The organism is Anaerococcus lactolyticus ATCC 51172 (assembly GCF_000156575.1).
In the GTDB taxonomy this organism is placed as follows: domain Bacteria; phylum Bacillota; class Clostridia; order Tissierellales; family Peptoniphilaceae; genus Anaerococcus; species Anaerococcus lactolyticus.
On sequence record NZ_GG666052.1, the window covers coordinates 17,956 to 28,824 of the forward strand.

At 30.2% G+C, this 10,869-nt stretch carries 11 protein-coding genes; all 11 read left to right on the forward strand.

Going from position 1 to position 10,869, the window contains the following annotated elements; translation table 11 throughout:
• The first annotated feature begins 739 nt into the window (after positions 1-739).
• The 11 genes from ltrA (at position 740) to HMPREF0072_RS09155 (ending at position 10,858) form a co-directional block, all read left to right on the forward strand.
• Positions 740-2,599: a group II intron reverse transcriptase/maturase gene (gene ltrA, locus HMPREF0072_RS09110; protein ID WP_039931397.1), complete on the forward strand. Its 1,860-nt coding sequence runs from the start codon at positions 740-742 to the stop codon at positions 2,597-2,599.
• 311 nt (positions 2,600-2,910) lie between these two features.
• The gene (locus HMPREF0072_RS09115; protein WP_004829719.1) at positions 2,911-3,129 is read left to right on the forward strand and encodes a helix-turn-helix domain-containing protein; all 219 of its coding nucleotides are present in this window, start codon (positions 2,911-2,913) and stop codon (positions 3,127-3,129) included.
• A 37-nt stretch (positions 3,130-3,166) separates the two neighbouring features.
• On the forward strand, positions 3,167-3,331 hold the full coding sequence (locus tag HMPREF0072_RS09120; protein ID WP_004829721.1) for a hypothetical protein: 165 nt from the start codon (positions 3,167-3,169) through the stop codon (positions 3,329-3,331).
• 120 nt (positions 3,332-3,451) lie between these two features.
• Positions 3,452-3,823, forward strand: coding sequence for a metal-dependent transcriptional regulator (locus HMPREF0072_RS09125; protein ID WP_081447039.1), 372 nt, complete (start codon positions 3,452-3,454; stop codon positions 3,821-3,823).
• Between the two features lie 305 nt (positions 3,824-4,128).
• Complete coding sequence (locus tag HMPREF0072_RS09130) at positions 4,129-5,868, forward strand: ABC transporter ATP-binding protein (protein ID WP_004829725.1); 1,740 nt, start codon at positions 4,129-4,131, stop codon at positions 5,866-5,868.
• Positions 5,868-7,589 (forward strand): ABC transporter ATP-binding protein, encoded by a 1,722-nt coding sequence (locus tag HMPREF0072_RS09135; protein WP_155811905.1) that lies wholly within the window; start codon positions 5,868-5,870, stop codon positions 7,587-7,589. Before HMPREF0072_RS09130 ends, HMPREF0072_RS09135 begins: the two co-directional genes overlap by 1 nt.
• Positions 7,590-7,612: 23 nt before the next feature.
• On the forward strand, positions 7,613-8,200 hold the full coding sequence (locus tag HMPREF0072_RS09140; protein WP_004829730.1) for an MptD family putative ECF transporter S component: 588 nt from the start codon (positions 7,613-7,615) through the stop codon (positions 8,198-8,200).
• Positions 8,193-8,873, forward strand: a complete 681-nt coding sequence (locus HMPREF0072_RS09145; RefSeq protein ID WP_169303266.1) for an energy-coupling factor transporter transmembrane component T — start codon at positions 8,193-8,195, stop codon at positions 8,871-8,873. The genes HMPREF0072_RS09140 and HMPREF0072_RS09145 overlap by 8 nt, the downstream gene beginning before the upstream one ends.
• A 4-nt stretch (positions 8,874-8,877) precedes the next feature.
• The gene (locus HMPREF0072_RS09150) at positions 8,878-10,281 is read left to right on the forward strand and encodes an ABC transporter ATP-binding protein (protein WP_004829735.1); all 1,404 of its coding nucleotides are present in this window, start codon (positions 8,878-8,880) and stop codon (positions 10,279-10,281) included.
• A 45-nt stretch (positions 10,282-10,326) separates the two neighbouring features.
• Positions 10,327-10,440 carry a sugar phosphate nucleotidyltransferase gene (locus HMPREF0072_RS11410; protein ID WP_322785202.1) on the forward strand — a complete coding sequence of 38 codons (114 nt, stop codon included), beginning with the start codon at positions 10,327-10,329 and terminating at the stop codon, positions 10,438-10,440.
• A gap of 103 nt (positions 10,441-10,543) precedes the next feature.
• A complete protein-coding gene (locus tag HMPREF0072_RS09155) occupies positions 10,544-10,858 on the forward strand; it encodes a DUF3847 domain-containing protein (protein ID WP_004829738.1) in 315 nt (104 codons plus the stop codon).
• Positions 10,859-10,869: the final 11 nt, after the last annotated feature.

A 10,869-nucleotide genomic window follows, 5' to 3' on the forward strand; every position in this document is an offset into this window, starting at 1 on the left:
CAATCGTGCGACACGTTCATAAGTGAAAAGCTTATGCACTAAGTCGAAGGACTAAAAGTCCGAAACTTAGGAGAACTAACAATCTAATAGGTAGAATGATGGAGTAACGCCCTAAAATGCCTACACTGATACTCCGATTGGCAATAAATATTAGACTAATTTATTGTCAAAAGCTCGGTGAAGTCGGCAGAGAGTAGCCGTAAATAGCTATATAGTTATACGAAACCTGTTTAGAGGTAAATGGTGCTACTTATATGCCGGGTGTCGAATACGCATGGTGAGAATGTGTATACCAAAACACTGACGCACTTCCGAATGTACAAGTCTAGACGTTTGAATTTGTCTAACGGCAATTACCATCAAAGATGGTGTGTTTGTGGATTAGTAAGAATGGTTGTTATGAAAGTCCATATATCGTTACAGGCGATAAGGCGAGAGCTAAACACAGGCTTAGAGGAAGAACCTAAACGTATTCAATGATAGGATTGTTGGAACGTGGTAAACCAAGAACATGGAAGCAGTCTAATGCTAATGAAGTGTTAAATGGGAAAATGATAAGAAAAAGATCATATAACTATTTTTTATCTTGGTGAAAGTGGTGGCATAGTACCTATGAAGCGAGAATAATAAGCTCGTGGAGGGATAGCCACTAGTCACAAGAAAGAACAAGAACTGAAATTAAGATAAACACAGCTTCGAGTATGACAAAGAAAATCAAATCCGAAAGGAGATGGTGCCTGTGTCCACTTCGAAACAAAGATTAAAACAAAATAAAATCCGTTATACGGAATATTATGACTTGCAAGAGGTCCTTGATAATCTATATAAAGATAGCAGTGAGAATAAAGTATTTTCAAATTTAATGGGGTTAATAACTTCAAGAGAAAATATAAAACTAGCCTATCGAAGTATAAAAGGAAATAAAGGCAGTCACACAGCAGGAGTAGATGGAAGAACAATAAACCATCTATCAAAACTAAATGAGGAAGAATACATTTCTCTAATACAAAAACAGTTTCATTGGTATAAGTCCCGCCCTGTAAAAAGAGTGGAAATACCAAAACCTAATGGAAAAACAAGACCGCTTGGAATACCAACGATTGTTGATAGAATTGTACAACAATGTATTTTACAAATTTTAGAGCCAATATGTGAAGCGAAATTTCACGACAGTTCTTATGGGTTTAGACCTAATAGGAATACAGAACACGCTATTGCAGAATGTGCAAGGCTAATGCAGATACAGCACTTACATTATGTTGTCGACATTGATATACAAGGATTTTTCGACAATGTATGTCATTCAAAACTCATAAAACAAATATGGCACTTAGGAATAAGAGATAAAAAGCTAATTTGCATTATCAAGGAAATGTTAAAGGCTAATATTGTAATGCCAAATGGTGAAACAATTATACCTACAAAGGGTACACCTCAAGGAGGTATTTTATCCCCATTGCTATCTAATATAGTACTAAATGAGTTGGACTGGTGGGTTTCATCTCAATGGGCAACAATGCCAACGCATTATCCATATAAACAAAAGACTAATAGCAAAGGAACGGAAATAAAAAGCCATACCTATAGAGCTTTAAGGTCAAGTAAGCTCAAGGAAATTTACATTGTAAGATATGCTGATGATTTTAAAATATTTTGCAGTAATTACTATGATGCAAAAAGGACATATCAAGCAGTGAAACAGTGGCTTGAAGATAGGCTTAAATTAACAATAAATGAAGAAAAATCAACAATTACGAACCTAAAACAAAGGTATTCAGAGTTTTTAGGCTTCAAGCTGAAGGTTAAACCAAAAGGTAAAAAGTTTGTTGTACAGTCGCATATAAGTGATAAGGCATTGAAAAATGCAAAAGAAAATATTTCTAAATGTGTTGCGGATATAAAAAGACCTGCAAATGAAAAAGAGCAGTACAAAGCAATAGCTAGGTATAATGCCACTGTTTCAGGCTTGCATAATTATTACCAAATAGCAACAAATGTGAGTCTGGATTTTGCGAAAATAGCCTTTCACATTAAAAAGCAGATGAACAACAGACTTGATATTAAAACCAGTGGAACACTAAACAAAGGATTTATCAAAGAAAAATATGGAAAAAGTAAACAGCTTCGCTTCCTTAATGGACATCCGTTAATTCCAGCGGGGTATGTCAGGACAAAGGACGCAAAACACAAGAAAAAGGTTGTAAACAAATACACTGTAAAGGGCAGAGCTTTCATTCATAAAAATCTACAAATTGATGTAGACACTCTTGTTTGGCTAATGAAACACCCTGTGCTTGATAAAAGCATAGAGTTTGCGGACAACAGAATCTCGCTCTTTGCAGCTCAATATGGCAGATGTGGAGTAACAGGTGTAAAACTTACGCCAAACGATATACATTGCCATCACAAGATACCGCTTGAACAAGGCGGTACAGACAGTTATAGCAACTTAATTCTTGTTACAGAAGCAGTTCATATACTCATCCATGCAACAAAAGAAGATACAATCCAAAAATATATAAAAGAGCTTGGCTTAACGCTCAAGCAGATTGAGAAATGTAATAAGCTTAGAAAAATGGCAGGATTGCCACTAATTTAGAGAAAAAATAATTTGTTACGAAGTGTGTAAGTCTTAGTTGAAACGTGAAAATCTTTCTTGTGATGGAACGCCGTGTGCGGTGAAAGTCGCATGCACGGTGTGAAGTGGGGGAAAATCCAGAGATAACATCAAAGGATTACCTATCACTATCAGGAGCAAAATCTCAAGGTATTAAGCAATTTATGGCAAAATAAGGACGGAATAACACAACAAATCCTCTAAAACAAATCACTAAATCAATGTAAGATTGAATGAAATCAATATTTATGCTATAATTAAATAAATCTAATAAAGAGAAAAAGAGGGATATTATGGCACTTAACTATAAACCATTATGGATACAGTTAGCAAAAAAAGGACTAAAGAAAACAGATGTAATAGCCATGGCAGGACTTACAACAAATGTTATGGCACAAATGGGAAAGGATAAACCAATTACATTTAAAAATTTAGAAAGAATATGTAAGGCTCTATCTTGCACTCCTAATGATATTATTAGTTTTGAAGACAATTTTAGTGAAGAAGAATAGTAAATGACTTTAAGGACAGAAGATCAAGTTAGGGATTATGCAAGTAGTATTAGGCTTTGATGAAAGTGAAGATAATGTGAATCAAGGTACTGGTCAAATAACTACTTTTAATCAATTAGGCTTCAAGGGATATTCAGACAAGTCAGATGGTTGGTATTTACCTAAAAATATGAACGATGTTGCAAAATTTACTTTTAAATAAGTATTTTTATAAGTATAATGAGATAGTATAAAGATTAAGGAAATCATTTTTTAAGTTCTTTAATTTCGTATTTACTAAATTTGGATGTAATTATTTTTATTTTTAAGGGAGGGGTAATCCATTCTACACAGAGAATTTGCAGAGGAAAATTATTTAGAAGCTATATATATTTTATCTTTGGAAAAAGATGAAGTAAGAAACATGGATCTTGCTAATTACTTAGAGTATAAAAGACCTACTGTTACAAGAATGTTAAAAAAACTTGAAAATAAAGGGCTGATTATTTATGGTGAAGATAAAATAATTCATTTAACAGAGGAGTCAAAAACATTTTGCAAAAATATGTATACAAGGCATAAATATTTGACGGACGTATTTATAAGACTTGGAATAGATACAAAAAAAGCTGAAAACGAAGCTTGTCTTATAGAGCATGTTATTTCTGATGAAACTTTTGAAAAATTAAAAAAACATTTCGATTATAATTTATAATAAATAGCATAGATGACTCGCATAATGAGATATCTATGCTATTTTTATCTTTAAAATTATATTTTTAAAACCACCTAAAACCTATTGATAAAAGTTATCAAATGGTATATAATAATTTTGAGTTAGCCGATACTAACAGTTAATAAATTAAAAGGTGAATTTATTTGAAATAAAGCCTGTTAACAAAAGTCAAGATAAAATCACTTTTTTATTGCACTATTTATGGTACTACAAACATTTAGTATAAAACATTGGCTATAAAGATGAGAAACAATAACTAGGAAGGATAATTTTAAGGGGGTTGTATGAAAGAGTTATATGCTAGACTATTTAACTATGTGCCAGAAAGAAAAAAATATGCATATATAGCAATGGTATTATCAGCTTTATCTGTATTTATATATATGTTTGCCTATTGGTACTTATGGAAGACTATAAAATTAATTTTAGTTGATTTCCAGTTAGATGTTGCATTAAATTATAGTTTAAAAATAGTATTTCTAATGATTCTTAGAGGAGTAGTTGCTATAATTGGGTTATTATCATCCCATTTTATGGGATTTAGACTAGAGACAAATTTGAGAAAAAAAGGTCTTTATAATTTGTTGGACGCATCATTTTCTTTTTATGATAAAAATAATTCAGGAAAAATCAGAAAGATCATAGATGATAATGCAGGAAATACTCATTCTACTGTGGCTCATTTAATACCAAATAATGTTATAGCCGTACTTACTCCTATTGCCATGCTTACATTAACATTTATGGTTGATATAAGACTTGGAATTTTATTAATACTTGTATGCCTTGTGGGAGTAGTTCAGTATAGGCTTATGTATAATGCTCCTGAACTTATGGATAAATTTTCAAAGGCCCTAGAAAATATGAGTGCAGCAACTGTTGAATACATTAGAGGAATGCAAGTTATAAAGATATTTGGAGTAGGAGTCAAATACTATAAGACTTTGATAGAGTCAATAATAGACTATAAGGATAATGTTTACGCCTATTCACAAGCTTGTAAAAAACCATATGTAGCCTTTCAAGTCCTATTTAATTCATTTTATGCTTTTATGGTGCCTCTTTTAGCTTATTTTATCCTAAGAGGAGGTGATGCTAACTTATTACTTGCAAAATTAGTCTTTTTTACAATGTTTTCAGGAGTGATTTTGTCTTCATTTATGTCAATTATGTTTACAGGTACTGATAATTATAGTGCCAAGCTTACCCTAGATAAGTTAGAAGGCCTAATAGAAAATATGGAAAGAGAAAAAATTGAATTTGGAACTGATGAAAAAATAGACAGATTTGATATTGAATTTTCTAATGTATCTTTTAAGTATGATGATAATTTTATCCTCAAAGATTTTAATTTAAAACTCTATGAAAATAAGACCTATGCTCTTGTAGGTTCTTCAGGTTCGGGTAAATCCACTATTGCCAAACTAATTTCAGGCTTCTATCCAATTGATAAGGGAAAAATAACTATAGGTGGGAAAAATATATCTTCATATTCTGAAAAGACTATTCAGGAAAATATTGCCTACATTTTTCAGCATGCAAAGTTATTTAAGAAATCTATATTTGAAAACGTATTAGTTGGAAATCCAAAAGCAAGTAGAGAAATGGTACTTAATGCTCTTCACCTGGCCTCTTGTGATAGTATTTTAGATAAATTTGAGAAGAGAGAAAATACTATTATAGGCTCTAAGGGAGTCTATCTATCTGGTGGAGAGATTCAAAGAATAGCCATAGCAAGGGCAATATTAAAAGATGCAAACATTATAATAATGGATGAAGCATCGGCAGCAACAGATCCAGAAAATGAGTATGAATTACAAAGGGCTTTTTCATCGCTAATAAAAAATAAAACAGTAATAATGATTGCCCATAGGCTTTCAAGCATCACAAATGTTGATGAAATACTCTTTATTGACGATGGATCTGTAATAGAAAGAGGGTCTCATGAGGATTTGATAGCTGCTAAAGGAAGATATAAGAAGCTTTATGATATGTATAATACCGCCAATGAATGGAGGATTTGATGAAAAGACTAATAATGGATAAGCTCAAGCTGACTGAAAATGGGGCAATTGGTGTAATCAAATCAACAATTTCCTTTTTCTTTTACTATACATCATTTATTCTACCGTTAATGGTTGTGATGTTTTTTACTGATGGAGTTTTAGAAGAAAAGATTCAAAAACCATCAGTATATACGATTGTAATATTTATAGTAATAATCATTATGTATGTAATTATAAGTATTAATTATCAAATCACTTACAACGAAACTTATAAAGAGTCAGCAAATTTAAGGATAGAGATTGCTGATTATTTTAGAAAAATGCCTATGTCATACTTTTCAAAGCACGATTTATCAGATCTTGCTCAAACTATAATGCAGGATGTTGGGCAAGTGGAGCATGCATTGGCACATGCAATAGGAAATTACCTAGGATTTATCATATATTTTATTCTAATGGCTATCTTAATGTTATTTGGCAACTGGAAGATGGCACTTGCTATAATTATCCCAGTTCTCTTAGCAACAATAGTATTGTTTTTAACTAAGAAGAATCAGATTTATTATAGGACAAAACATTTTAAAAAACTCAGGGATATATCAGAAGACTTACAAGCTTCTATAGAAATGAGCCAGGAAATAAAAAGTTATGGTCTTAAAAATCCTACAAAATTCAGTATAGAGAATTCTTTAAAAGAATCAGAAAAACTCCAATGGAAATCGGAATTATCACAAGCTATACCACTTAGTTTAGCACAGTATATAGGAATCCTACCCCTAGGTCTATGTCTAGCAGTTGGGAGTAGATTGTTAATTACAGGAGAAATAACTCTTCTTTATTTTGTTGGATTTATAATAGGAGCGGCAAAAATCTCAGATGGAGTTCTAGGGCTTGCAAGTTATTTAGGTGAAATTTTTTACTTAGATGCAAGGATAAAAAGAATAGGTGAGATAAAAGATTATCCTACTAGCTCTGGACAAAAAGTTGAAATGGATTCATATGATATAGAACTTACCAATGTAGAATTTTCATATGATGGGAAAAATAAAGTTATAGATGGGTTAAGCTTTACTGCCAAGCAAGGAGAAGTAACTGCCTTAGTTGGGCCGAGTGGTTGTGGAAAGTCTACTCTATTAAAGCTTATATCAGGTCTTTACGATTATGATAAGGGATATATAAAAATAGGGGGGCATATAATAAAAAACATGAATGCTGAAGATCTGTATAAAAAGATTACTGTAGTTTTCCAAGATGTTACATTATTTAATACATCAGTTCTAGAAAATATTAGAATAGGAAAATTAGATGCTAGTGATGAAGAAGTAAAAAAAGCTGCGAAATTGGCAGGCTGCGAAGACTTTATAAGCAAATTACCAAATTCATATGATAGCTTTATTGGGGAAAATGGATCAATGCTTTCAGGTGGAGAAAGACAAAGACTATCTATAGCAAGAGCAATTTTAAAAGATGCTCCAATTATAATTCTAGATGAAATTTCCTCATCTCTTGATGTAGAAAACGAATTAAAAATTCAAGATGCTTTAAATAGTTTATTGAAAGATAAAACGGTTATTATTATTTCACATAGGCTTAAATCAATTCAAAATGTTGATAAGATTGTTGTTTTAAACGATGGTATACTTGACGCTTATGGAGATCATGAATATTTGTTAAAAAATTCTAAAGTCTATAAAGACATGATAAATAAAACTGAATTAACAGAAACTCATAAATATTAAAATTTAAAAGGAGATATTATATTATGAATAATAAAAACAAAATTACGATTAAAGATTTAATCATGACAGGTATATTTTCAGCTATATATTTTATATTTAGTTGGATAGTTGGAATTCCACTTGGATTAATGGTTATAACATATTTAGCATATCCATTTGTATATGCTATAGCTGGGGCGATTATTTCTATGTTTTTCATGTCTAAAGTTCCAAAAGCATGGTTGACCTTTGTATTTACCTTTATTCCTGGATTGCCTTTCTTTTTTATGGGTTTTCCTCCAATATTTATAGCATATTTTGTATTATGCTCGATTTTTGCAGAATTATCCAGAAGATTTACTGGTTATAAGTCTATCAAGGGAATGAAATTAGCTCACGTATTTATTTCTTTAACGTCTTTAGGTCAATTTTTAATGATTTTTGTGGCAAAAGATCTTTATTATAAATTAACAGTAGCATCAATGGGAGAAGCATATGCAAATCAATTACTTAAATTACCAATATGGATCTTATTCGCCTTATTCGTTAGTGTAGTGATAGGTGCCTACTTAGGAGGGAATATAGGAGAGAAGATTTTAAGAAAACATCTTAATGGTAATGATTTTGAATAGCGATAGAATTGAATTAGCAACGGAAACTAAATTTATATTAGTAATCTTCTTTGTAATAACACTTACAACTAAATTTCCATTTTACTTAGAGATTATTAATATAGCTTTAGTATCTATTTTGTTCCTTTGCATTAATAACAGAAAAAGACCCATTAAGCTTATACTTAGTTTTGCAATATTAAGTATAATTCCTAATTTACCAATATATAAAATTGAAATCATGCAAGTTCTAGCGACTTGGTCACTGATAATAAGAAGATTGCTTATACCATTTAATCTAGGATATTATTTTCTTTATTCAACCAAAGTTAGTAGTTTGCTTGCTAGTATGGAAAGAATTAGAATTCCTAAAATTATTAGAATTCCTTTTCTAGTTATGTTTAGATATACACCAATTATAAAGAATGAATTTAAACATATCAGTGAGGCCATGAAGCTAAGAGGGATTGGAAAAAATATGGTATTTAGCAATCCTTTATTATATATGGAATATTTAATTATTCCACTATTATTTTCTGCAACAAATATTGGAGAAGATTTATCACAGGCAGCTTTTAGCAAGGGTTTGAGTATAGATGGAAAAAAATACAGATGTTCTCTAATATTATTTTCATATTTAGATATACTTGCTATTCTATATATTTTTTTGCTTTTATATATTGTGAGAGGTTAATATTATGATAGACTTTATTGATACAGAAATATCTTATTCTAATGGTACAAAAATCGGACCAATAAATTTGAATATAAAAGCAGGAGAAGTTCACTTATTTGCTGGGAAATCAGGCTCTGGTAAGACTAGTATTTGCAAATTAGTAGGTGGTATAGTCGACAATATCGATGACATACAGAGGAAGGGGCAAGTTTTAATCAGGGGTATAGATATTTCAAAATTATCTATAAAAGATTTAGTTTCAAATATTGGATTTGTATATCAAAACCCCAAAAACCAATTTTTCACAGACAATTCAACTACCGAATTGGTGTTAGCTACAGAAAATCTTGGATATAGTAAAGATGAAAGCCTTAATAGACTTGAAAAGTTGACTAAATATTTTGATATAAGCAATTTGCTTGATAGAAATGTTTTGGAACTGTCTGGAGGAGAGAAACAAATTATTTGTATAGTTGCTAGTTTGATGTCTAATCCAGATATAGTTATTTTGGATGAGCCTACTAGCAACTTAGATATAAATACTATAAAAAAAGTTAGAAATATACTATTTAAACTTAAAGAAATGGGAAAGACTATTCTAATTTCTGAACACAGGATTTATTATCTTAAAGGCTTAGTCGATAGGATAAGCTTGGTCAATAAGGGGAAAATTATCAAAACTTATGATGCCAGTGATTTTTTTAAAATGGATGAAAGAAAAAGAGTCTCTCTTGGTTTAAGAACCTTCAAAGAAGTGTCTATATGTAAAAAATCAAATACTAGCGTTGAAAATCCAACAATTAATTTAGCTATTAAGAATCTAAAATATTCATATAAAAGAGGTGGGAATCTTTTAAATATAGAAAAATTAAATTTATATGGAGGAGTAGTATATTTTTTACTTGGAGAAAATGGACAAGGCAAAACAACTTTAGGAAGAATTTTATCTGGATTAATAAAACAGAACGAAGGTAAAATTGAAGTTGATGGAAAGGTAGTTACTTGTTCAGATAGATTAAAATTATCATATTTAGTTTTTCAAGATGTTAATACTCAATTATTCACAGCTAGTGTCAAAGAAGAAATTAAATTAAATAATGATTATGAAAGTATTGATAATTTGCTTAATATATTAAATCTATATGAGAAAAAAGATTCACACCCCCAATACCTATCTGGTGGAGAAAAACAGAGAACATCAATTGGAGCTGCGATCGCTCTAAATAAACGCATATTAATAGCGGATGAACCAACTAGTGGTATGGATTATGAAAATATGATAAATATTAGTAAACTATTAAGAAAATATGCTGAATTAGGAAATATTGTATTAATAATAAGCCATGATATAGAATTTATAAACTATTTGTCAGATAAAATTATATGTTTAGACTGTGGAATGATAAAAGAATATGATCAGACATAATTATAAAACTTAATTATCTCTCTTTAAAAAGGGAAAGGAGTCAACATGAAGGGAATAATTTTAGCGGGTGGATTGGGAAAAAGGCTTTATCCTTTAACAAAATCAATATCGAAGTATTTGTTACCAATATATAATAAACCTACATGGAAAGATATATAAAAAACTTAAAATTAAAATGCAATATAGCAAATTATAATATTTAAACCAAGAACGATTAGAAATAAAAATCTAGTCGTTTTTTTATTTTAAGAAAGGACATATTATGACAAGTAAAAGATTAAGTATTGAAGAACAGATTGAAAAGAAAGAAGAAAGCATTAAGCAATTACAAAATCAAAAAAGACAGTTGAAGAAAAAACTTAATGAACAAGAAAGAAAAGCAAGAAACAAAAGACTTATAGAAAAAGGAGCAGTGTTTGAAAGTATTTTTGAAGAAAGTATTGATTTAACAAAAGATGAATTTTATAAGTTAATAAAAATGTTAAATGATGAAGAAATAAGATTAAACATAATGGAAATTTTAGAAGAAAGAATAGATGATAATGTAGAAAAATCATCTGAAGATGAAATAACATAATTGTCCCTTGG